Source organism: Alkalibacterium sp. s-m-28, assembly GCF_054658175.1.
Map to the genome: position 1 here is coordinate 22,685 of NZ_BAAGIQ010000007.1, position 23,574 is coordinate 46,258.

The 23,574-nt window shown below is 37.8% G+C and carries 24 protein-coding genes; 5 read left to right on the forward strand and 19 right to left on the reverse strand.

What is annotated here, in order from left to right; genetic code table 11:
- Positions 1-462: 462 nt before the first annotated feature.
- Positions 463-846: a hypothetical protein gene (locus tag ACYQ4S_RS02225; protein ID WP_459769085.1), complete on the reverse strand. Its 384-nt coding sequence runs from the start codon at positions 844-846 to the stop codon at positions 463-465.
- 240 nt (positions 847-1,086) lie between these two features.
- On the opposite strand from ACYQ4S_RS02225, the gene ACYQ4S_RS02230 reads away from it, so the two are divergent.
- Positions 1,087-1,662 (forward strand): helix-turn-helix domain-containing protein, encoded by a 576-nt coding sequence (locus tag ACYQ4S_RS02230; protein ID WP_346024313.1) that lies wholly within the window; start codon positions 1,087-1,089, stop codon positions 1,660-1,662.
- 397 nt (positions 1,663-2,059) lie between these two features.
- Positions 2,060-3,955: a putative bifunctional diguanylate cyclase/phosphodiesterase gene (locus ACYQ4S_RS02235; protein WP_459769087.1), complete on the forward strand. Its 1,896-nt coding sequence runs from the start codon at positions 2,060-2,062 to the stop codon at positions 3,953-3,955.
- 98 nt (positions 3,956-4,053) lie between these two features.
- Here ACYQ4S_RS02235 and ACYQ4S_RS02240 read toward each other — a convergent pair whose 3' ends face one another.
- On the reverse strand, positions 4,054-5,211 hold the full coding sequence (locus tag ACYQ4S_RS02240; RefSeq protein ID WP_459769089.1) for an NAD(P)-dependent malic enzyme: 1,158 nt from the start codon (positions 5,209-5,211) through the stop codon (positions 4,054-4,056).
- A 536-nt stretch (positions 5,212-5,747) separates the two neighbouring features.
- On the opposite strand from ACYQ4S_RS02240, the gene ACYQ4S_RS02245 reads away from it, so the two are divergent.
- Positions 5,748-7,805, forward strand: coding sequence for a heavy metal translocating P-type ATPase (locus tag ACYQ4S_RS02245; RefSeq protein ID WP_459769091.1), 2,058 nt, complete (start codon positions 5,748-5,750; stop codon positions 7,803-7,805).
- Positions 7,806-7,930: 125 nt separating this feature from the next.
- Here the strand turns inward: ACYQ4S_RS02245 and ACYQ4S_RS02250 are convergent, their stop codons facing one another.
- Positions 7,931-8,062, reverse strand: a complete 132-nt coding sequence (locus ACYQ4S_RS02250; RefSeq protein ID WP_428830601.1) for an IS3 family transposase — start codon at positions 8,060-8,062, stop codon at positions 7,931-7,933.
- A 581-nt stretch (positions 8,063-8,643) separates the two neighbouring features.
- Between ACYQ4S_RS02250 and ACYQ4S_RS02255 the strand changes: the two genes are divergently transcribed.
- The gene (locus tag ACYQ4S_RS02255; RefSeq protein WP_346024309.1) at positions 8,644-9,402 is read left to right on the forward strand and encodes a MurR/RpiR family transcriptional regulator; all 759 of its coding nucleotides are present in this window, start codon (positions 8,644-8,646) and stop codon (positions 9,400-9,402) included.
- 43 nt (positions 9,403-9,445) lie between these two features.
- On the opposite strand, the gene ACYQ4S_RS02260 is transcribed toward ACYQ4S_RS02255, so the two are convergent.
- The 7 genes from ACYQ4S_RS02260 to ACYQ4S_RS02290 form a co-directional block, all read right to left on the reverse strand.
- Positions 9,446-10,774, reverse strand: a complete 1,329-nt coding sequence (locus tag ACYQ4S_RS02260) for a 6-phospho-alpha-glucosidase (protein WP_346024308.1) — start codon at positions 10,772-10,774, stop codon at positions 9,446-9,448.
- Entirely contained in the window at positions 10,764-12,362 is a 1,599-nt protein-coding gene (locus ACYQ4S_RS02265) for a PTS transporter subunit EIIC (RefSeq protein WP_346024307.1), read from the reverse strand. The genes ACYQ4S_RS02260 and ACYQ4S_RS02265 overlap by 11 nt, the downstream gene beginning before the upstream one ends.
- An 820-nt stretch (positions 12,363-13,182) precedes the next feature.
- Positions 13,183-13,620, reverse strand: coding sequence for a LytTR family DNA-binding domain-containing protein (locus ACYQ4S_RS02270; protein WP_091482916.1), 438 nt, complete (start codon positions 13,618-13,620; stop codon positions 13,183-13,185).
- A 277-nt stretch (positions 13,621-13,897) separates the two neighbouring features.
- Entirely contained in the window at positions 13,898-14,173 is a 276-nt protein-coding gene (locus ACYQ4S_RS02275; protein WP_459769094.1) for a YdeI/OmpD-associated family protein, read from the reverse strand.
- Positions 14,174-14,259: 86 nt separating this feature from the next.
- A complete protein-coding gene (locus ACYQ4S_RS02280) occupies positions 14,260-14,466 on the reverse strand; it encodes a hypothetical protein (RefSeq protein WP_459769095.1) in 207 nt (68 codons plus the stop codon).
- 153 nt (positions 14,467-14,619) lie between these two features.
- On the reverse strand, positions 14,620-14,793 hold the full coding sequence (locus ACYQ4S_RS02285; RefSeq protein ID WP_459769097.1) for a hypothetical protein: 174 nt from the start codon (positions 14,791-14,793) through the stop codon (positions 14,620-14,622).
- A 354-nt stretch (positions 14,794-15,147) separates the two neighbouring features.
- A complete protein-coding gene (locus tag ACYQ4S_RS02290; protein WP_459769099.1) occupies positions 15,148-15,504 on the reverse strand; it encodes an SRPBCC domain-containing protein in 357 nt (118 codons plus the stop codon).
- A 26-nt stretch (positions 15,505-15,530) separates the two neighbouring features.
- Between ACYQ4S_RS02290 and ACYQ4S_RS02295 the strand changes: the two genes are divergently transcribed.
- A complete protein-coding gene (locus ACYQ4S_RS02295) occupies positions 15,531-15,917 on the forward strand; it encodes an IS66 family transposase (RefSeq protein ID WP_459769101.1) in 387 nt (128 codons plus the stop codon).
- A 128-nt stretch (positions 15,918-16,045) separates the two neighbouring features.
- Here the strand turns inward: ACYQ4S_RS02295 and ACYQ4S_RS02300 are convergent, their stop codons facing one another.
- The 9 genes from ACYQ4S_RS02300 to ACYQ4S_RS02340 all read right to left on the reverse strand — a co-directional run bounded on the left by ACYQ4S_RS02300 (position 16,046) and on the right by ACYQ4S_RS02340 (position 23,281).
- The gene (locus tag ACYQ4S_RS02300; RefSeq protein ID WP_459769102.1) at positions 16,046-16,243 is read right to left on the reverse strand and encodes a hypothetical protein; all 198 of its coding nucleotides are present in this window, start codon (positions 16,241-16,243) and stop codon (positions 16,046-16,048) included.
- Between the two features lie 243 nt (positions 16,244-16,486).
- Entirely contained in the window at positions 16,487-16,816 is a 330-nt protein-coding gene (locus tag ACYQ4S_RS02305) for a glycoside hydrolase family protein (protein WP_459769104.1), read from the reverse strand.
- Positions 16,810-17,073, reverse strand: coding sequence for a hypothetical protein (locus tag ACYQ4S_RS02310; protein ID WP_459769105.1), 264 nt, complete (start codon positions 17,071-17,073; stop codon positions 16,810-16,812). The genes ACYQ4S_RS02305 and ACYQ4S_RS02310 overlap by 7 nt, the downstream gene beginning before the upstream one ends.
- Positions 17,074-17,178: 105 nt before the next feature.
- Positions 17,179-17,352 carry a hypothetical protein gene (locus ACYQ4S_RS02315; protein WP_459769106.1) on the reverse strand — a complete coding sequence of 58 codons (174 nt, stop codon included), beginning with the start codon at positions 17,350-17,352 and terminating at the stop codon, positions 17,179-17,181.
- Positions 17,353-17,400: 48 nt separating this feature from the next.
- The gene (locus ACYQ4S_RS02320; RefSeq protein WP_459769108.1) at positions 17,401-18,270 is read right to left on the reverse strand and encodes an ROK family protein; all 870 of its coding nucleotides are present in this window, start codon (positions 18,268-18,270) and stop codon (positions 17,401-17,403) included.
- Positions 18,267-19,793, reverse strand: coding sequence for a glycoside hydrolase family 32 protein (locus tag ACYQ4S_RS02325; protein ID WP_459769109.1), 1,527 nt, complete (start codon positions 19,791-19,793; stop codon positions 18,267-18,269). Before ACYQ4S_RS02325 ends, ACYQ4S_RS02320 begins: the two co-directional genes overlap by 4 nt.
- Before the next feature lie 103 nt (positions 19,794-19,896).
- Positions 19,897-21,495, reverse strand: a complete 1,599-nt coding sequence (locus ACYQ4S_RS02330) for a type 2 periplasmic-binding domain-containing protein (protein ID WP_459769110.1) — start codon at positions 21,493-21,495, stop codon at positions 19,897-19,899.
- Positions 21,496-21,510: 15 nt separating this feature from the next.
- A complete protein-coding gene (locus ACYQ4S_RS02335; protein ID WP_459769112.1) occupies positions 21,511-22,392 on the reverse strand; it encodes a carbohydrate ABC transporter permease in 882 nt (293 codons plus the stop codon).
- Positions 22,393-22,402: 10 nt separating this feature from the next.
- The gene (locus ACYQ4S_RS02340) at positions 22,403-23,281 is read right to left on the reverse strand and encodes an ABC transporter permease (protein ID WP_459769114.1); all 879 of its coding nucleotides are present in this window, start codon (positions 23,279-23,281) and stop codon (positions 22,403-22,405) included.
- Positions 23,282-23,574: the final 293 nt, after the last annotated feature.

Below are 23,574 nucleotides of genomic sequence, written 5' to 3' on the forward strand. Positions count from 1 at the left end.
CCTCATAAAGAGAACTTCCTTTTATGTAGATCCTATTGGGTCTTTCCTTCATATATTGTCTAAAAATAAAACTTATATTATTAGGAAATCAAAACAAATTTGGAACAAACCACTGTATCAAACCTACAAGCATCAAAAAAATAATAATGATAGCTATCCCGTATATAATTTTATGCGTTCTCTTCATAGCTAATCCCTTCTCCAAGCATTTCTCATCAATGATCCATTTTCGTTATATGCAATGTGTCCTCTTAGCGTTCCAATTTGTTGTGATAAACCTTTAATTGGTCCTATACTATAATGAAAACTAGCTTCCGCATTTGCTCTATTATTTGACACATACGCATTTAAACTCGTTTGTCCAGTTTGAACCATTGGGTTTAATCTTCTCTCTACTGTTGCAGAGCGAGACAGTATTCTATTTACTCTACTTTCAACTACTTCGCATCTCAGGGATATCCTTTATCCTGTGACTGTAATACCCAGTATAGTCATATTATAATCTCTGTACCTACTATATGTCCTAGTATTGCTCAAAAGAGAATAAGTATTAGTACTGAGCTCATTACTATATTGCTCAACCCCTTCAACAATCTCCCAATTTTCATCATTCATATAAGTTTTTGGATCACTTATAATTTTTACAAATTCTTTTTGTTCTTCTTCACTTAACTCATTAAACTCTTTATAGACTTCAAGGTCATTTTCTAATAAGAAATCCTTGTAGTCCTCTACAGTTAAATTGTGTGCAATATTTTCTTCTGCGTGTACATTACTTGTTCCAACCAATGAGCTTATTAGTATAAGAGCAACTATCAGTAATAACCCAAGTATTTTTTTCTTCATTTCTCTAACCTCCACTATTTTTTTATCTCTACGGTTAAATTCACAGAGAAGTTATTAGTATTCTATGCCTCCTTTAAATCAACTATACTATTTTATGTTTTTTTTAAAAGTAACGAGATGTTTCCCCCTAGAAACACCCTGTTACTTTTGTTGAAACAAGGTCCAGTAAGTATAGATTAATATAGATACTAATACTGTTATATGCTACATTTAATTAAACTATATTCGTGAGGTGCTGGGATGCTTCTGTCCGAGAAAATCAAATACCTTAGAAAAACTAAAGGCTATTCTCAAAATGATATGGCAAAAGAACTGCTGATTGAGCGGCAGACCATATCAAGATGGGAAAATAATGTAACCAGACCCGATCCATACAATTTAGAATTAATTAGTGAATTGTTTGAAGTATCCTATGACTGGCTTCTGAAAGAAGACTTTGGCATCGAAGATTTGGATAAGCAAACATTTGATGCCTCAAACCTTGATAAAGAAGTCACACAAAATAATAAGCACTCAACAGAACCTCACGATTCACCCGGTTTAAAGCCTTTCGTTGATTCGTTTTGGATTCTCTTTGTGACTAGCGCTTCAACGCAAAGGCGATTAGCCTATACTCTCTTCTTCATGACTTTTGCAACTGGTGTTTTCCAGCTGGCTACACTGTTATTTAGCATTCCTTTTTCTGTGATTTATATTTTAGCTCCTCCTGGTACTTTACTTAGAAAAATTTGTCTGCTTATATTTATGCTTTGGGTGGGCTACTATCTATTCATTATTCTCCTGTTACTTTTGGGAATTGGTATGTGGTATTCATAAGTGTAAAATAATTGCGTACTCTTGTACTTTTTAAGCATGTAATCTTGAAAAAATAAGCTACTTTTTCTTCATGATATCCGTGCACTCTCTTTTTTAAGCCACTCCAACTTATTTACATACAGAAACAGATCAAGACTAGCCATAACGGTTGAACTTGATCTGTTTCTATGTATTATTTAACAATTTAGTTTATTTAGTATTGTTACTTACTTATTCTGAAGTCGCTTAGTCAATTATATCCTTCTAAGTATGAATTAAGCTAAATAGTTCAAACTAGGGATAATACTGGCTTAGCTTCTCCATGTCTGATATATTTATTCTAGCATTTAATTTTCCTGACTTACACTAAAAGGAGATTACTGTATTAACATGAACTGGAAAAGGAGATAACTCGCTTATGTCGTCGAAACATTTAAAAAGAGGACTGATTTATGCCACTTATTGCCTTATCGGTTTCTTTGCGATCCCGTACGTCTTGAATCATTATGGTGTTTCGTACACTCTAACCACTGCAGTCCTACATATTCTCATTCTAATCCTGCTTGTCTATACACTCTATCAGTACCGGCAATTAGATGGTGTACATGAGATAAACCAGAAATACAAAGAAAGCCGACAGAAACTTCTTCTTAGGGAAAATGAGCTTAATTCCTTATTTGATAATAACAACGCTTATTTATGGACCATCGACTTTGCGGAAAAAACATTCCTTCCCTCTCAAGGTTTTGAACAGGTATACGGTTTCTCAAGAGATGAATTCATGAAGAATTATGAGTTATGGAAAGACCGTGTAATCCCTGAAGACATGCATATTGCTGAAGAACATTATGCACGACTAAAATCTGGATTGCCCTCAAACAGAGCATTCCGTTTCAGAAATGGAAATGAAGAAATTCGCTGGCTTGATGCATGGGGTAAACCGATTTTTAATGAAAAAAATAAAGTGACTCATTTAACCGGAGTGGCCTATGACATTACTGATCGGAAAGAACTGGAAGAAAAGTTGTATCATAATGCCACCCATGACTATCTGACCGGACTGCCAAACAGAAAGAAACTGCTGCAGCACATGGAAGATGAAATGACTAAGTGCTCTGAAAACAAAGAGTCTCTGGCTGTTCTGTTTCTTGATCTGGATCATTTCAAGTTTGTTAATGACAGCTACGGGCATAATGTCGGTGATAGACTGCTTGTACAGATCGGTGAACGTCTTAACAGCTTTGTCGGAAAAAAAGGTATGGTCTTTCGACATGGTGGTGACGAATTCATAGTAATCATGAGATACCAGTCTTATAAACAGTTTATCAATGTCGTCCACGGTCTTATCGAAACGTTCAAGACCCCTTACGATCTGAACGTTGAGCACAGTACTATCTCAGCAAGTATAGGTGTGAGTATGTTTCCTAAAGACGATACAACAATCGAAGGCCTGATCGGCAAAGCTGACAGGGCTATGTACCGGGCTAAAGAACAAGGCAAGAATACCTATCGTTTTGCCAATCCTGATCTTGAAGAAGCTGAAGTACGTAGAAACAATGTCGAGAAACATTTGAAGAAAGCCATGGAACTGAATGAGCTGGAAGTGCATTATCAGCCAATAGTTGATATGAAAACTGGTCAAATCTTTGGAGTTGAAGCCTTCATCCATTGGGACAACCCTGACCTTGGCAAAGTTAAGCCTTCAGAATTCATCCCTCTGGCTGAGCGGCTGGGTATCATGAGTGAAATAGGACTGTGGGTAATCGATACAGCCACTAAACAAATGAAAGCATGGCATAATAAGGGACTTGATTTCAGATTATCAGTTAATGTTTCAACTGCTCAATTTGAGGATCCTCTCTTTTCGAGAAAACTAAACACTACCTTGGGCAACAATCATTTCAAACCTGATATGTTGACCCTTGATATACCTGAGAGTGTACTGCAGAATACTGAAAAGGCGTCTAAGACTATTCGTCACTTAAGACATATGGGAATCGAAGTAGCCATAGACGACTTCGGAACGGGCTATTCGTCACTGAGTGTTCTGAATGCAGTTCCTATTGATACTATAAAAATTGACGAAACATTTTTGAAAGATGTTCCGGAGAATGAGCATAACGGTCAGATCATCAACACGATAATTAGTTTAGGGCATACTTTAAATAGTAAAGTGATCGCAGAAGGTGTTGAAACCACTAAACAAGTTACCTTCCTGAATAAGGCTGGCTGTGAATATGGTCAAGGATACAAGTACGGTCATCCCGAAAGTGCTGTTGAGATCGAAAAACTACTCCTGCAACAGAGTGCCTAACACACGATTGACAATACAAACAAAAAGGACCGGACTCAGCCTCTGAAGCTGAATCTGGTCCTTTTCTTCGCATTATTCTATGCTGGAAAGTGATAAGCTTATTCTGATTTTGCGTGTTTAACACTATCCGCAACAATTGAAGCGACCCCAGGCGTAAACACGTTTGGAATAATGTTATCTACTGATAGCTCCTCATCACTAATTACACTGGCAATCCCTTTAGCTGCCGCAATCTGCATATCGTCTGTGATGTTACTGGCACGAGCATCCAAAGCGCCTCTGAAAATCCCTGGAAAAGCCAGAACATTATTGATCTGATTAGGAAAATCGCTTCTTCCCGTTCCCACAATGAATGCTCCCCCGTCTTTGGCATCTTGAGGGTTGATTTCTGGTTCCGGATTCGCCATCGCAAAGATAATCGGCTTATCGTTCATTGAACTAATCCATTCTTTTTTAAGAACATTAGGAGCGGATACACCAACAAAAACATCTGCATCTTTTAGAGCTTCCTGTAGATCTCCTTTAATGTTGTCCTGGTTAGTCATTGACGCTATTTCCTCATGTCGTTCTTCAAGATTCGGATTATCTGAAGATACAATACCTTCTTTGTCTACCAACAGGATACGTTTTACTCCTGCAGTCAGTAGACGCTTGGAAATCGCGACACCTGCTGCTCCTCCACCGTTAACGACGACTTTAACTTCGTCAATTTTTTTGTCAGCTAATTTCAAAGCATTATATATCCCCGCCAGAACAACGATAGCTGTCCCGTGCTGATCATCATGGAATACCGGGATATCTAATGATTCTTTCAATCTGCGTTCTATTTCAAAACATCTCGGTGCACTAATATCTTCTAAGTTGATGCCCCCAAAAGATGGAGCAATCGCTTTGACGTGAGCGATGATTTCTTCTACATCATTTGTGTCCAGAGAGATCGGCACAGCATCCACATCAGCAAAACGTTTGAATAAGGCTGCTTTCCCTTCCATTACAGGGATAGCTGCTTCAGGACCAATATTACCCAGACCAAGTACGGCAGATCCGTCAGTCACCACTGCCACTAAATTACGTTTCGATGTGTAAGTATAAACGTCTTCTTTATTGTCAGCAATAGCTGAACTCACAGCTGCAACGCCTGGTGTGTATGCTATAGCCAAATCTTCCATGGACTCGATCTTAACTTTGGAATTAATCTCGATCTTTCCACCTTTTTCTTTACTCACTTGAAGTGCTTTTTCTTTTACGTCAGACATGTTAGTTCTCCTTTAGCTCTTTAGTTTTATCACTTAACTTGTAAAATCAAGCTACTCGATTAAAAAGACCATTTGCGGTACACTCATTCCATAATTAACAATCAGGAATATTAGGAGAGTGACCACACATGTCCTATACCCATCTTACCATGGAAGAATTCGGTTGGATAGAAACTTATCTTACTCTTGATTTATACGCACCACAAATTGCTGATAAGCTTGGACGAACAAAAACAAGGAACAAAAACAGCCTATTTACACTGTTAAACATTTCTTGACACTGACCAACTATCCTAGACTATTATCGACGCTATAAAGAGAATAAGACGATATGTGGTGCAAAGAGAATAGCTTTACCAGATGATCAAGTTGAATATATCAATGTTGAGCCATAAATTATTCAGTTATCAGTAAAATAAACTAATTTTTTTAAAGTAATTTGATAAAAGAAGACGATATTCTTGACTTTTATAGTTTACAATTGTAAACTATAAAACATAAACGAGTACAATTGTAAACGAAAGGGAAGTGTTAATATGAAACATCAACATAGCCATCATGAGCATCATGAGCACACTCATCATGACCATTCATCTCACGCTGATCCCCATGATCATGGAGGAATGGATCATTCCATGCACATGGGGAATTTAAAAATTAATTTTTTTGTTTCCCTTATTTTAGCTATCCCGATTATATTATTTGCTCCTATGATGGGAATGGAATTACCATTTCAAGTTACATTCACTGGGTCAGAATGGGTTGTAGCTATTTTAGCAACTATCTTATTCTTTTATGGAGGACTTCCATTTTTAAAAGGAGCGAAAATGGAGTTAGATAGTAAAAACCCTGCTATGATGACCTTGATTTCACTTGGAATCACAGTAGCCTATATCTATAGTATGTATGCGTTTGTTGTTAATGAACTTTTTCAAACAGATACCCATGTGATGGACTTTTTTTGGGAGTTGGCAACGTTAATAATCATTATGCTTTTAGGACACTGGATTGAAATGAATGCAATCAGTAATGCTGGAAATGCCTTACAAAAAATGGCAGAACTATTACCTAGTTCTGCAATAGTTATTGATAATGACGGACAAACAAAAGAAGTTCCTTTACAAGAGGTAAAAGAAGGTCAATTTGTTCGAGTAAAAGCTGGTGAAAAGATTCCGACAGATGGGATCGTTGTTTCAGGAAGTACAACAGTCAATGAATCAATGGTCACGGGAGAATCCAAGCAGGTAGAAAAAAATACAAATGATACCGTAATTGGTGGATCTGTCAACGGCTCAGGAACGATAACAGTTGAGGTTACTGCCACAGGAGAATCAAGCTATCTATCTCAAGTTATGGAATTAGTAAGTAATGCACAGAAAGAAAAATCTAGAGCTGAGACAATGTCAGATAAAGTAGCTAAATGGCTATTCTATGTTGCATTGGTTGCAGGAATTGGAGCTTTCATCGTTTGGCTATCCCTAACTGGAGATATGAATATTGCGTTAGAAAGAATGGTTACAGTATTAATCATTGCTTGTCCTCATGCACTAGGTTTAGCTATTCCGCTTGTTACAGCTCGCACAACATCTTTAGGAGCACAAAATGGTTTACTTATAAAAAATAGACAAGCTTTAGAAGTGGCGAAGAAATTGGATAAAGTTTTAATGGATAAAACTGGAACATTAACAGAAGGTAATTTTGAAGTAAACACATATATTTCTTACTCAGATGAGTATTCGGATGAAGATGTCTTAAGTTTATTTGGAGCATTAGAAGAACACTCAAGTCACCCGTTATCTGTTGGGATATTGAATAAAGTAAAAGAGATTAACCTTAGCTTACCTGAAGCAGAAAATGTGGACACACTCTCAGGTGTGGGGTTAGAAGGGACAATTAATCATAAGCACTTTAAAATAGTCAGTGTGTCATATTTAGAAAAAAACAGATTAAAATATAATAAAGAGCAGTTTGAAAAACTCTCTAGCCAAGGAAATTCAGTAAGTTTTCTAATTTTAAATGAACAAGTTATTGGGTTGGTTGCTCAAGGAGATCAAATTAAAGCAGAAGCTTATGGTCTTATTGAAACACTTATAAACGAGGGAATTCAACCAGTAATGTTAACAGGAGACAATAAACAAGTTGCGAATGCCGTGGCTAGAGAACTGGGAATTAAAGAAGTTCATGCACAATTGATGCCTGAAGATAAAGAAAAGAAAGTAAAAGAATATAGAGATCAAGGACATGTAGTTATGATGGTAGGAGATGGTGTAAATGACGCACCGAGTTTAGTACGAGCAAACGTTGGATTAGCTATTGGAGCAGGAACAGATGTGGCAATTGAATCCGCGGACACCATATTAGTAAAAAGTAATCCTGCAGATATTCTTCATTTTCTTTCTCTAGCGAAAAATAGTTCCAGAAAAATGGTTCAAAATTTATGGTGGGGAGCAGGATATAATATTGTTGCTATTCCTTTAGCAGCAGGAGTATTGGCAGGGTGGAATATCTTACTAACACCAGCAATGGGGGCAGTTTTGATGTCATTAAGTACAATTATTGTTGCGATAAATGCAATGTTATTGAAACTGGATTAGAACGTGTTGAAAGTTTCATTAGTATAAAATACGGCATAAGTAAAGGCTGGAAAAAACAGCTCTTAAACAAAATGAACAATGAAAACAGTCTGTTGGTGCTGACACCCAATAGTTAGAGTTTAATATTATGCAGCCAACTGGCTGGTTTGAGTTCGGCATTCCACTGGACTTAAGCCGGCCAGTTTTTGTTTTGTTCGGATGATATTATAATACTTGATATAGTCTTCAATTTGTTTCTTAAGTTGATTGTAGCTCACTAATGGTTTGTAACTGACATATTATCTATTCGGATTACTTTCGGCAAGCCATAAGGTTAAAATACCTCCTCATTTTTTTCATACATCATGCCTGTTTTTTCTATTTTCTTCTTTGGAAAGTTATTGCCATTAGCGTATTTTTTAGCAGTGCGCCAATTCACTCCAACTTCTTTTCTTATGTGATCAATCGATTTATCGTGATTATTCCTTCAATTTTTTATAGTATTAATATCAGTCATTGCGAGCAAACCTTTCATACCTCCAGTTAAAGTGTAGGCACTCTACCTTTAGAGGATTTTCAGGTGCCTTGCAATGGCTTTTTATATTGCGTTTTTCCTTCCGCAGAGTTATGTACTTTTACCCTGCAATCACTAGTGTTGCATTAAAATATTAACCTATTCCATAGATGCTGGTTGAATACAACAATGTCTTGCTTATATTTTATTCCATTGGTTTTACTTTATCTTCAATAAACTGAATTTCATTCTGGTTCAAATTATATTTTTTTTATAGTTTAACTATTTTCAATTATTCTACTCGTTTCTTTGATAAGATTAGAGAAAAGAATAAGGGGTGTACATATGGGCTTTTACGATAAATTGGAACAGCACCGTAAGAACTTAAATGATAATGAGGAAGAAATACTGACCTACTTATTAAATCAAGGTGAACAACTCGATGATATTACGATACGGGAGGTAGCTGGACACTTCTACACTTCTCCAACTACCATCGTTCGACTAACGCAGAAATTAGAATTTTCTGGGTACCAGCAGTTCAAGGATGATTTCTTAGCAGCCTTAGCTATTCAAACGTCTCTTGGGGAACTCTATTCTTTGGACAATATGATAATCAAAACAAAACAACTTATAAATGAAGAAGCCATTCATAAGATGACTCGGACTATTCATGAAGCAGATAATATACTATTTTTTGCAGTCGGCTTATCACGCTTCCCAGCCGAAGAGTTCAGCGAACGATTGAAAATCATCGGAAAACAAAGCCAGACATTTATTGATCCTCACATAATGAAGCATAATGCTCAAATCATGAGCGAAAAAGATCTCGCCATTGCAATCAGTATAAGCGGACGTCATCAGTCGAATGTTTATGCGGCCACTAGCCGCGCAAAAATAGCTGGTGCAAAAACTTTAAGTATTACTGGCTTTTCTTCAAATGCATTGGCTAACCTGACTGATCTTCAACTATATGGATTCAGTTCCCCTTTAAAAATTAATGGACTTGATGCGACTGACCGTTTTTCTATTCATTATTTGACAAATTACTTGTTCGACAAATACATTGAACAGTATCTCCATCTCGATACTTCCATAACATAAATAAGGACGGGTGCATATACCACCCGTCTTTATTGTCATTTACTTATTTTAATTCAGGCCAATACTCCTTATTAGCCTCTATTAAAGCATCCAGGACTTGTCTAGCTTTCTTCGCATCAACTACCGTGCGGTTGAGTGTGAGTGCTTGAAGAGCTTTGGTATAGGACCCTTCCATATAGGCTTCAACTGTCAGCTTTTCATAACCGTGTTGAGACTCGATCAGGCCTTTGTAGAAAGTATCAATCGGTCCAACTGCATAGGGCTGAGGGCCATTAATAGTTAGACTGGCAGCTACTTCAATCATGCTGTCGTCCGGAAGATTCGAAACAATTCCATTATTTTTGACCATAACGACATAGGTTTTTCGTAAATTATGGAAAATCGATCCAGCCACTTCAACCATCATGTCCCCATGTGCATCGTTATGAACGACTGTAGAATCTTTGGCTGTCCCATTTTCAATAATGCGTCTGCATTCTTCAAAGACCTTTTTCTCTCGCCCTTCTCTTACTTCATCGGTACGTGTACGATTCGGATCTAATTTCGAGAACTTATACTCAGGATACAAGTAATACTGGAGATACGTGTTTGGTAAATAATCTGGAAAGTCGATCAGCATATCCTCGACCATCGCATAAGTGTCCAGCCAGGACTGATCACGCTGCTCAGCATCTACTGGTCTGAACCCTCCGTTCAAGATGATATCCTTGATTTCAGGCATTCTATCTTTTCCATCCTCATCATATAGGTGAGTAAACCATCCGTAATGATTAAGTCCGAAATAGACCGGCTCCAGTTTATCTGCATCGTAATCGATCAAGCTTGCAAACGAACGGAGCAAATTGACCGGCTGATCACATATATTAAGAATACGCTCTTCTTCCGGGAAAATCTTGTCTAAAGCCAGCGCTACTATAGCTGCCGGATTAGTATAGTTCAAAATCCAAGCATCCGGTGAATACTGTCTTACACTATTGACCATCTGAACCATATCTCGAATGGAACGTAAGCCATAAGCAAATCCACCTGGCCCACATGTTTCTTGACCGATCACCCCATACTTCATAGGGATTTTTTCATCTTTTTCCCGCATATCAAAGCCGCCGGTTCTCATCTGACAGAAGACAAAGTCCACATCACGATATGCTTCTTCTTCATCAGTCGTATAACTGACCTTCACTTCAGGTGCTTCTTCCTTAAAGAGAATCTTGGCAAACTCTCCAATAACTTCCTGACGTTCTGCATCGATGTCATACAGCTTTATTTCTTTAATAGGAAATTCGTTTAAGTGTGTGGTCATGGCCTTAAGGATACCCGGAGACCATGTCGATCCTCCACCTACTAATACGATTCTGCTTTTTTTATTCTTCATGATAATTTGCTGCTCCTTTCACTTTGGGTGCTATGGACTCTACTTTCGGTCCATAGATCACTTGATAATTCGTTTCATCAATTTTGACCATACCTGCTGCTCCAGTTTTCTTTAACCCTGCTTCGTCAACTTTACCGGTATCTTCCAATACAAGTCTTAGTCGAGTGAAGCAGTTATCGATGCTTTGAATATTACCGGCACCTCCAAGGGCATTGACAATAGCGTCTCCTAATTTATCTTCTGAAACTTTAGAATCTGTCTCGATATCCATTTCATCATCATTAACATCTCTACCTGGAGTTAGTACTCTTCTTTTTTCAATGACTATTTTAAATACAAAGTAATAGATTGGTGCGTAAATGAGTCCTACTAATACTGCCCAGAACCAGTTTGTGGCAGTCCCCTGGAGGATACCGAACACAAACAGATCAATGACGCCCCCTTGTACGTTACCGATGACTACTCCAAGAGCATCCATCAACATGAAGGATAACCCTGCCATGAAAGCATTGAAGATGAACAAAATTGGGGAAACAAAGATAAATGAGAATTCAATAGGTTCAGTAATTCCTGTAGTGAAGCTGGCTAAACCAGAAGCTGACATTAACCCTTTGACGTCCTTCTTCTTTTCCTGATAAGCTACCTTCACCATCGCAAAAGCTGCGGCCGGTAAGCCGAATATCATGAAAGGAATCTTACCCTGCGCAAGAAAACGAGTAGCTTCTGCCATCACTCCAAGATCTGGTGAGTCTTGAGCAAGAGAGGTATTGAAGATATTCAATGCTCCAACCACTTGATTGCCGTCTATTTCTGCAACTCCACCAATTGGTGTAAAGCGAACCAGCTGATTCAGGATATGATGAAGACCCGTTGGAATAAGTAATCGTTCCAGGAATCCAAATAAGAAGGTTCCCAGTAAACCCGCCTGAGCGATTATGTTTCCGACTCCTTCAATTGCGGCTCCAAAGAAAGGCCACACAAAGTACATCACTATAGCCAGGAAAGGAATGCTGACAGTCGTAACGATTGGAACAAATCGTTTACCTCCAAAGAAACTGATTGATGTCGGTAAGTCGATGGTATGAAAGGTGTTATGAAGATAAGATACAAGCATACCAACAATGATTCCTCCAAAAACATTCATCCTCAATGTAAAGATGCCTAGAACTAATTCGTATTGAGAAGCCGTTTGTATAGCTTGCAACTCAGTCAATCCCGTTTCCATTAAAGCATCGACTGAATAGGTTGCTGCAGTGATATCATTGGCCTGCAGAAGATACTGAATGGTGATATGGAATAACAGGAAGCCAATCACACCTGCAAATGCCGCTGTCGTCTTTTCCTTTCGAGCCAGCCCAATCGATATGGAAACTGCAAATAGTATTGGCAAGTTTCCGAATATTCCTCCTGCAAGTGCCCGAATAATACCAATGACGCTTTGAACTGCAGTCATATTAATAAATGTCTCTCCAACGATACTTGGATTTTGCAGCACTGCAGCTATTCCTAGAAATATACCCGCAGCGGCTATTAATGATATGGGGGTCATTAATGATTTACCCAACCGTTGCCAAAAATCTTTTGCCATGTATAACTCCTCCTTAAAAAGTAATGCCGTCTTTTGATAATCTTATTGTAGACTTAATGTTTAAGCGTTTACAATAGGGAAGAGCGTGGTTTACATTGATTGTCATTGTACACAATATTGTGTACAACACTAGTTTATTCTTACTGAATGTGTTGGAGCAACTGAGTTTAGCGGTTGTAATAGCCTTGCTTTTAAACTTGGCTTGAACTACTTTTAACTAGTCTTACTTGATAATGTGTAGCTTATTCACCCGGCACATAAGAATGAGTGCATTATCAGGGATCCACCTTTATAGCAAAACTAAAAACGGATGTACCAGTGTGCGCCTAGATACTGGTACATCCGTTTTATTGGGGTATTATTTTTAGCAACTATAGTAACAGTAGATGTTGCCCTTCAATTTATTTAGCTAACTGGTGATTGATTTCCTGAGCCAGTTGTCTAAGTTCTCTTTTTCTTCTCTGGACGCTCAAGTAGTAGATTCCAATAAATAGCACAGTGTTCATCATTAAACCCGCTACTGAAGTATCAAAAGTACCAAATAAACTAATTACTAAATTAAAAATAATCAATTGGAACCCACAATTGATCACGTGATACACTCTTGCTGATTTAACGCTTAGGTAACTTGTGCCGTAAGAGACCAAACATAGAAGTATGATTATGACTGCAAGTAACAGCACTGACAAACTGACATTACCTATATTTATAATCTGGAAGTAATCCAAAGCAGCGTTCAACAGCACGACTACTGAAAATACAAAAGTCATGGTGTTCATATAACTCGAAATGAAATTTTTAATCATAAATAATCCCTCCACTAAATATTTAAATACCTTTTTACTTCCCTCATGTAATGACGGCTGATGATCAGCTTCTCTTCATTTTTCAGGCTTGCTTCCAGTCTATAGTTTTCCATCGGTGCCACACTGGCCAGATAGTCCATATTTAATAGCGTCTGTTTATTGATTTTGACAAAGGATGTCCCTTTAAGCTTTTCTTCCAGTTCATATAACTTTTCTTTAGACTCGTACACGTCACTTTCAGTATATATGAAGGATCGCCCATCTACGCTTTCAAAATAGCAGACGTCGTGACTTACGAGGTAATATTGCTTATCTTTCAATACCCCTTCCAGTTTCACATTTCCCATGTTGATCGTATCTACTATTTTCTGTATGCGTCGATCAAACATGTTGTATGTAATGTCAATGACCGCCTCTTTTAATGATCTGTCCTCCGTTAGGTTTAGCTTCATCCTCTCACCCTCTCTTGTAGTAATTTCAGTGTATATAGTCTCTATGAAGGATTCAACCAGTTTTGGACAACATGCACATATGGAAGAGTGAAATGCAATACTAACGTAAAAAGTTCAAGACAATCTCATTAGAGAATGTCTTGAACTTTTTACTGACCACTGAGACGATTAACTATAGGAACGATTTTATTTTGACGCTTTTTTCTCAGCATGTCGCTTGTGCACAGATTCATTTTTTCAGGTTAAAAAATCAAATAATTGAGACAATAACTAGCAATTAGTAGTTGATCAATCGACCATTATCATTCCATTGTCCGTACATTTTATTTTCTTTCGTCTGTTCAAGAAACTTATTCAACCGTTTGATATACAATTCAGGCTGATTTTTATAAGTTTGTATCGTATCCAGTCTGATACGCCTGTATAATTCTGGAAAATTGATGAAGTTCTGGTATGTCTGATCGTCTGCTTTCAAAAGTAAATCGATGCCTTTGTCTATAGCGAACGATTCTAGTCGCATATCAGGGAGACTGTTCAGCCCTTCTTCTTTCATCAGACCCAGCTTAATCAGTCTTCTTGCTCGTTCTTTATTTAACTCTGTCCAGTTACTCGTCTTCTTTCTTGGTGACAGCCTTTGAGCTAACTGATTATCAGCAGTTTTCTTTTTTGTACTATCAATCCAGCCAAAATGATGGCTTCCTCCACAGCATCAAGGTATTGGATAACCCCCTCATGATCCTTCATGCTTACTATCCCCCAGAAGAAGCCTGCAGTCTTCGCGTTGTTTTCAAGCCATTGCCTTAATTCTTGCCTTGTTTTAGCTTCAATGAGGTTGTTAATTTCCATTGGGCATTCTTCCTTTTTCCTTAAAATAATGCATGCACATCTATTACTTTTCATGTCATTATACACTATAGATGTAAAAAAGAACCCCTTCGAAAAGGAGTTCTTCTAAGTTATCCATCTGAGATACTCAAAACATGTACGCTGCTGTATCCATTATTTCTTTTTAATAAAGTGAGCTGCGGTGCCCGATGCAATTGATCCCAGTCCAACTAAACCAACGGTCCAGGTAACAGTAGCTGTTTCTGGAAGTCTTTCCCGTTCAGTCATCGAAACTTTCTGATGAAACAGTGACGACTTCAGATCCTTCTTCTGTGTTGTTGTCTTCATCAGCCGAAACTACCAGCGGAGCCGAAAATAGTATGCTGGAAGATAATAAACTAAGTACAAAAGTTTTGCTTTTGAAAATCATGACATCTCTCCTAAAATATAGTTGGGTTACAGCCAAGTCATTAAGAATAAGTAATGACACATGCAACACCTTTTACAGCATAACTAATCCGCGGAGTGATTTCCATAAAAATACGTAAATTAATTGTATTAAACTTGTAAACGTACGCCTTTTAGCTCTATATCTCGAAAATATTACATTTTTTCATTTAACAATCGGTTATAATCTTAACGAACATAGTTTTGTACAGTTCTATTAGGAGACTGCCTATAAAGTATATTAACAAAGCACAGCTACCTTGTTTCTACAAAGTATTCCAGATTGTCCAGTGAAGAACTCAGTCCGTCAATATGATCCTGCTTGTTGATTCCGAGCGGGACATTTTCTGCAATGACCGTAATCTTGGTTCCTTCCAGATTCTCTTCAAAGTACCAGGTCATCGTCATCACCCCTTTTAAGTCAGGGTCTTCCGAATCGAAAGCGCCTGCCATGACGATTTTCATATCCGGCACGACGTTAACGAAAGTCCCTTCCGAAACATCAGAATCTATAGTCGTTTTTCCTGTAATCTGTTCTTTCTTTTCATAATAGAGAATCAGTCGATACTTTCCGCCAGCATGTGGTTCGAATAGGGAGACTTCCCCTCTCATCCCTTCAGGCGGAAGCCACTTGATTAGTGAAGACGAAGCTTGAAGCCTTTTTTGACTGGTGTGAATCCCTGACTGCGCATGGAAAACTTGGCACAGCAATCAACTATGCGCTGAATCAGAAAGAGCGGATGATGAACGTTCTGAAGGACGGCCGTCTCGTGCTGTCCAACAATCTAGCCGAACGTGGCATCAAGTCACTCGTTATGGGCAGAAAGAACTGGCTGTTTTCAAAATCTTTTGAGGGTGCTCATGCCGTTGCGACTATTTTGAGTCTCGTTGAGACCGCCAAATCCAACGGATTACATCCGCGAAAATATCTGGACTACCTCTTAACTTACCTTCCAAATCGACAAAATACACCTTTGGAGGCTTATTTGCCATGGAATCCAAAGGTGCAGATGGAAGGTCGCTAAACATTCAGCATATTATACGCTTCGGACATTTCTCATTATAGAGGTGTCCGATTTTTATTTGTAGGTACTTAGCTATTCATCGCTTACGAAGTTTTTTTCAATACTGTCATATATACGGTTTGAAAAGGCTACATCATTTGCATAAAGAACAACAATACCTTTTCTTTTACAATCTGCAAATCGATACCCGATTCACCCACGCTTAACTGAATGTCAGTAACCGGATCACGCTGGGAGGTACTATCTAAATCAGCATTGACATAATACATTTTTTCTTCATCAACGTTTATGATAATGTTATTATTATCACTGAATTGAAGCGCCACTTTAGTCCCGCTCTCTTTAATCTCTACATGTCCTTCAAAGAGAGTGCTATTTTCATCCTTAAATTCAACAGATTCCCCTGAAGATAATGTACGGGCTGGAAAATCAGTTTTATTTATCCTATTATAAGCTGATTTGGGTAAGGCAGGAATTAACTTATCATCTTCTGCATGTAACTGATGAACGGCTAAATTGCCTTCCCAATTGTACCTAAATAAATCATCATGCCTTTCTTTAGTAGGAATCTACCCAACCATATAGAGATTTTCTCCATCTGTTTCTAATCTTCCTGCATAAAAACCGGCCCCATCAATGTGATCTATCCCTTTTTTAGGAGCTTCGAATGGACCGTTCACATCATTCGCTATACAGTAATGTACAACTCGCTGATCCCACTGATCTGAAAATGCTAAATACCATTTACCATCAAAATGAACAAGTGATTGATATTCCAAATTGGAATCATTACCAAGGTCGTTTTTAAAGAATACTCCTTCATTTTCCCATTTATTTAAATTATCGTAAGTGTATTTTGCAATAACTCCTTCTCCATCTTGTCGTGTTGTAATTAGCATCCACCACAACTGGCTTTCTTTTCCCAAAACACAAAGGGATCTCGAAAATCATCTTTTTCATACATATCGTCGCCTTCAAACGTGTTTTCTGGAATTTTATCAAAAGTTATCCCATCTTCACTGCTCGCATGTATAATATCTTCTTTAGGACTTCTTTGCTGATTATGCCCCGTATAAAATGCATGATAGGTTCCTTCTTCATCTTGAATAATGGATCCTGTCCCAAGAGCTCGTTCGGCACTGTCTTCTTCATTCACAAATGGAATCACTTCACCATAATCCGTGTAACTATAAAAGTCTGTCGTTTCCATCAAACTAAATGGGTGATAACCAATTTGTCCGTCCCTTAAATCTTCTAAGTATTACATTTTAAAACTGTTACCATCATAGTAAGGCATAGGGTCTCCTACAATAGTTTCTGGAGACCTTGGGTACAATGTCTGAATGTCGGACTGAGCATTTCCACTAGCCATATATCCTCCAATGCCTAAAATCAAGGACACCAGCAAACCGGTTACTAACGTCTTCTTCCTCACCCTATTTCACCTCATTAGATTTATATCTAAATATGAAACGTTTCATTTTCAAACAGTAGAAAGGAGCTCTTTTGCCAATAATGCACAGCCTATGATTCCCTGTTCATCTTGTAATTCTGGCGCCACGATATATTCTTCCATCGGGGGTAAAGCTAGATAGTTATTGTGTATCTTTTTAAACTCTTCTCTGATTAATGGATACAACTGTTTTTGTTTCATGACTCCTCCACCCAGAATGATTATTTCCGGACTGAGTACCAGTGTATAGGCTAAAATCGCTTGGGCTAAATAATTTGCCTGGATGCCCCACACTTCATGTTCAGTATCTAATCGTTCAGCTTTTCTGTTATATCTTTTTTCTATAGCCGGACCTGCTGCTAAGCCTTCCAGGCAATCTTTGTGAAAGACGCAGTTCCCTTCATAATGATCTTCAGCATGTCTTCTTACATACAAATGGCCCATTTCAGGATGATTGAACCCATTCAATATCTTGCCTTCGAGTACAGATCCTCCACCTATCCCTGTGCCAACTGTTAGATAGAGGCAGGATTTTTTATCAGCTGCTGCCCCGTAGGTATACTCTCCGTATGTGGATGCATTGACGTCAGTCGTCCATGCTACTGGGATATTATATCTATCTTTAATTTGACCTAAAAGATTAAAATTTTTCCATTCAGTTTTGGGCGTTGATGTGATGTATCCATACGTTGCTGACGAAGTATTAACATCGATAGGACCGAAAGATCCAATTCCTATAGATGATAATTCGTAGTCATCAAAAAAATTAAACACTTCCGACATAGTAACTGATGGGCTAGTAGTAGCTATACTGATGTCTTGAACTTTGGTCAAGTCTTCAGTATAAACAGCACAGACAAATTTTGTTCCACCTGCTTCTATTGCGCCTAGTAATTTCATATAATGACACCTAAGTCTTTTTCCCCATATTTCTCAACGGTTTGCTTAATTGCTGATTTTTCTAACTTATTAATGAGCGTCGTCCCGACGGAAGTAAAAGAAATTCCTTCAGCTTTGTTTAATGGATAGATGGTAGAAGTAAATGTTTCCTTCCCATCTTGAGCAAAAACTTCTATTGAGGATTTATCAACGTAAATATCGAGTTGCAATTGATTATCAACTAACTGACACTCAACTTTTCTACTTAAAACAGGTACGTCTTCTTTCCCAATAATTTCAAATCCACTTCTTGTTCTATCAAACGTTAATTCTGCATTCTTTTTACAATACGTAATCGTTGTTTCTTCTACTGTATTTTTTCTTAAGCTGATTTCAAATTTTTCAGCAAACTCTAAATCTAAATTTAAGTGTAACGCAAAGATTTCTCCGTTTATATCCTCTAACTCTTTACTTTCATTTACAATAGTTAGATTTTCTAAAGTAAGAGTCTCAGTTTCGTAATGACCTATTTCCCTAATTGGCTTCTGAATAAGTCTGTCATTTTCTATTCTTAATTCTCGTGGTAAAGTCATGCATCCGGCCCATCCATGATTTTCTATATCAGTTATCATTGGGCGATCCCACATTTGCATCCAGGCTATCATAATTCTTCTACCCATATTATCTGACGTCGTTTGAGGAGCATAAAAGTCCATACCGTGATCGATTTCATTCATAGAATCTACAGTGAATTCGCCAGTTTCCCAATCGACCTCACCAATAAATACAACACAGGAACTGATATTATGAAAGTTATTTCCTTTTTTAGTAATTCTGATCGGGGACAGAATCAAGACATCTTTGCCATCCAATTCAAATAGATCCGGACATTCCCACATGACGCCCTGCTCTGCAGTGCCCTCTAATAAAACGGATTTAAATTGCCAGTTAATCATATCGCTTGATTCATACAATACTATCTGACCAGTTTCCGTTTTTGTTTGAGAGGCAATTACAGTATAGTACACACCGTTTTTCTCGAATACTTTAGGATCTCTAAAGTCCTGCACTACTGCATTATCAGGTAAATCTTGTTCAGTTAAGACTGGATTTTCCTGGATTTTTTCAAAATGCACCCCATCTTTTGAAGTAGCGATACATTGAATTTGTCTGTTTTTATCAAAATCTTCATGCTGAATATTACCTGTATACATTAAATATAGGGTGTCATTAACTTCTATAGCACTTCCGGAAAAGCATCCATCTTTATCAAATTCTGTATCAGGTGCTAACGCAACTGGAAGGTGCTCCCAGGATATCATATCATCACTTTTCACATGTCCCCAGTGCATCGGTCCGTGCTGAGTACTATACGGGTGGTACTGATAGAACAAGTGGTACTCATCTTTATACTGTATAAATCCATTCGGATCATTAATCCAGCCAACCGGAGCCATTACATGAAATGCTTGTCTATATTCTTTTATAATGTTCTTTGAATTTGATTTAATATAATTATTTGCGTTATCTAGTGTGTATTCCATTTTTCACAAACAGTCCAATCTATACATTATTTTATTTTTTGATTCAACGAATTGATTTTAAGAAGATAATCTATCCGCCAATTATCTTCTTAGAATCTTCTATTTATTGTTCAAATCTGTCAAAACCAGCTTGTTTGATTTCAAGCCATTCAGATAATCCCAATCTTTCCAGTTCTTCTAAATAGCTATCCCATTCTTCTTCTATCTGTCCATTAACAATCCATTCTGCTCTTTTTCTTGCGACATAAGGAAATAAATCTGCTTCAATTTGAGAAAGGGTACTTGCCTCATCCATCGTCGTAAATACACGAGGATAGATATTATCATTGTTCACATGTGGAATAAAGTGTTCATGCAGTAAATCTAACCGCCATTGCGCATCGTCGGGCATAGTCGTCACTGTACCAAAGTACTCGTCAAGTATGGCTAGCGGTCCTCCCAGTTCAGTTCTTTGACGAATTTCAGTTGGAGCCATTCCTTCTAAAGGAAGATGAACTAACATCTCATTTTCTTCATCAAACTCGAAAACATTGTCCCCTTCTTCAGCACCATAAGTTCCCCAGTTGTTTTGTACAGACTGCAAAGGTTCATACATTTTATCAATGTAACGAGCAGTCAATTCCAGGTTCTCATTAGCGCTTGTGATGACAAATCGATCGCGGCTGAACCCTATACCATTTGTTCGAGTGACATGTTTTGTGCCATCCGGTCCAGCTAATGGAGGCAAGACATCATACGCATCATTCATGCCTGTTATATTAGCTTTATCCCATGTAAAGTAGACTCCGTAACGATGTTCTGCCCCTTTAGCAGCATATGAATTCCAATCATGCTCAAAGGCCTCTTGATCTATTAACCCTCTATCATACAAATCACTAAAGAATTTAACGGCTTCTTTATACTCTTCATTGTCTGCTGTAAAATCAACGTTTCCATCATTATCAACTACTAGGTGATCATCATTGTCTCCAATACCAAAAGCACCGAACAAAATCTTCATGTCTTCGTTTCCTCCATCATCGATAAAAGATAAAGGAATCACTTCTTCTCCAGTACCGGTTGGATCATCATTCTTGAAGGCTTCGAGTACTTCAACAAGTTCATCTGTAGTTTCTGGCATATCCAATCCTAGGTTGTCCAGCCATTCAACGTTAATCCAGCTAATAGCATTTACAGTATGAATCGATTCTTTATCTTCACCTAATTCCTCTATCCAAGGGAATGAATACATATGACCATCAGGAGCCGTAACGAGTGATTTGTAATGCGGATATCGCTCATATATGCTCTTTAGATTCGGCATATATTGATCGACTAAGTCTTCAACAGGTACAATCACTCCATCTTCAGCCCATGATAACAAATCATAATCTGAAGCGTGCGCATTCCAGATGCCATCAGGCAGATCTCCACTGGATATTTCCAAGTTACGGTTTTCAACGAATTCTGCTTGATGATTCGTCCAGTTGATTTTTACATTAGTTTCTTCTTCTATTCTTTCCAGTAATACTTTTTCATTTGGATCAGCAGGTGCCAGAGGTGATGACTGGGTCATGAAATTTAACGTTGCCTGCTCTTCAAGTGGGAATGTAATATCGCTTAACCCTAGATCCTCCGTAGCATTTGTATTATTACTGCATGCGCTCAATACAGATACCGTTGATACCGCAAAAAGTGTTCTGACTATATTCTGTTTATTCATTTTTTTCTTCCTCTCTTATCCTTTAATTGATCCAACTAAGGTGCCTTTTTCAAAATACTTCTGGAAAAATGGGTACATAATTAACAATGGCAAACTTGAAACGACAATCGTGGCATACTTTATTAATTCAGCAATTTGATTTAATAAGACCATTTCAGTCTGAGCACCAACCATGTTCTGTTGTGGCTGATTCTGAACTAGTATCTGTCTAAGTACTAACTGAAGTGGCTCCAGTCTTGAGTCCTGGAGATAAATCATTGCTTCGAAATATGCATTCCATTGACCAACGAAGGAATACAAGAACAGTACAAATATGATAGGTTTTGCTAAGGGAATCATTATTTTTATGAAAATATCCATTTCAGTCGCTCCATCAATAACTGCAGCTTCTGTCAGTTCATCTGGTATATTCTGGAAATACGTTTTACCTAATATTACGAAGAACACATTCATCGCACCTGGAACGATAATAGCCCATGGTGTATTTAACATGCCTAAATTTCTTATCAATAGATAAGTCGGAACTAAACCGCCTCCAAAAAACATAGTGATGATCAGGAAAGTCATGACTGGTCCTTTTCCAACCAGCTCTTTTTTTGATAATGGATAAGCTGTCAGCATGGTAATGCAGACTGATAACAAACTAAACGCCGTTGAATAAAACATTGAGTTTATAAAGCCTCTGATGATCGAATCATCTTGTAAAACTCTGCTGTACCCTTCTAACGTCCAGTCATTAGGATTAAAACTTATACCTTGTGTCAGTAACGTACTGGGTTCCATGAAAGAAGCAACTAATACATATATCAATGGAACTACAGTTACAAGTACAATAAGCGTTACCAAAATTCTATTTATTAATAGTACTCTTTTGTCAAAAAGTGTTAGATAATCCATAGTTCCACTCCTATATTCCTTTTCCTTCATTAAATTTCTTTATTATTTCGTTCGCTGAGACCAATAGGATAATATTTACAACAGAATTAAACAGCCCTACCGCTGTAGAGAACCCATAATTTCCTTGCTGTAACCCAACTTTATAAACATAAGTTGATAAGATTTCAGAAGAAGGTAAATTGAGTGATGTCTGCATTAAAAAAGCTTTCTCATAGGACACACTCATAACGCCTCCAACAGCTAAAATAAAGTTGATCACCATTACTGGTTTAATTGCCGGAATTTCTATGTGCCATATCCGTTCAAATATATTAGCCCCGTCAATTTTTGATGCATCGAGCAAGTCAGTATCCACATTTGCTAAAGCAGAGGTATACAGTATGGATGACCATCCCATCCCTTGCCAGATTCCGGAACCAATATATAAGGGTCTGAAAAATCTAGCATCTTGCATAAATCGGAATGTATTGCCAGTGAATCTTCCCAACACCGAGTTCACCGGACCGTGTGTGCTGAAAAATACAAATATCATCCCTACTATAATCACTACTGAGATAAAGTTCGGAGCATATAAGATTAATTGAATGCGCTGTCTCCATTTTTTGTTGATAATCTGGTTTAATGATAGGGCTAAGATCATAGGTGGGAAAAAACCTAAAATTAAACCAAAAATACTCAATCTTAATGTATTGTTTAAGAGTATGCCGAAATTAGGAGAAGTGAAGAAGGTTTCGAAATGTTGAAATCCTACCCACGGACTTCCCCAAACGCCTTGTAAAGGGTTATAGTCTTTAAACGCGAGCAAGATACCATACATTGGAAAATACCTGAATACTAAAGTCAGCAGCAAACCTGGCAATAGCATAATATACAACGCCTTGTTATTCATTAAATACTGCAGTTTACTTTTGCTCTTCGACTCTGTTTTTATATTTGTCTTTTTTATTATTACTGTTTCCTGGGCCATAGTTATTCCTTCCTTTGATTTTCTATTTTCTCTGATAAACGTAGGTCAACACCTCCATCGAGTAGGGGGTAAATAATTAATTTATTTACCGTCCTCTCACACCACCGTACGTACGGTTCCGTATACGGCGGTTCAATATCTTAAGTAAGCAGACTCTGCCAGTTGGTTTAGTGAAACTAAACCCCACTGGTAGAGTCTTTTCGTTGTAAGTGCCC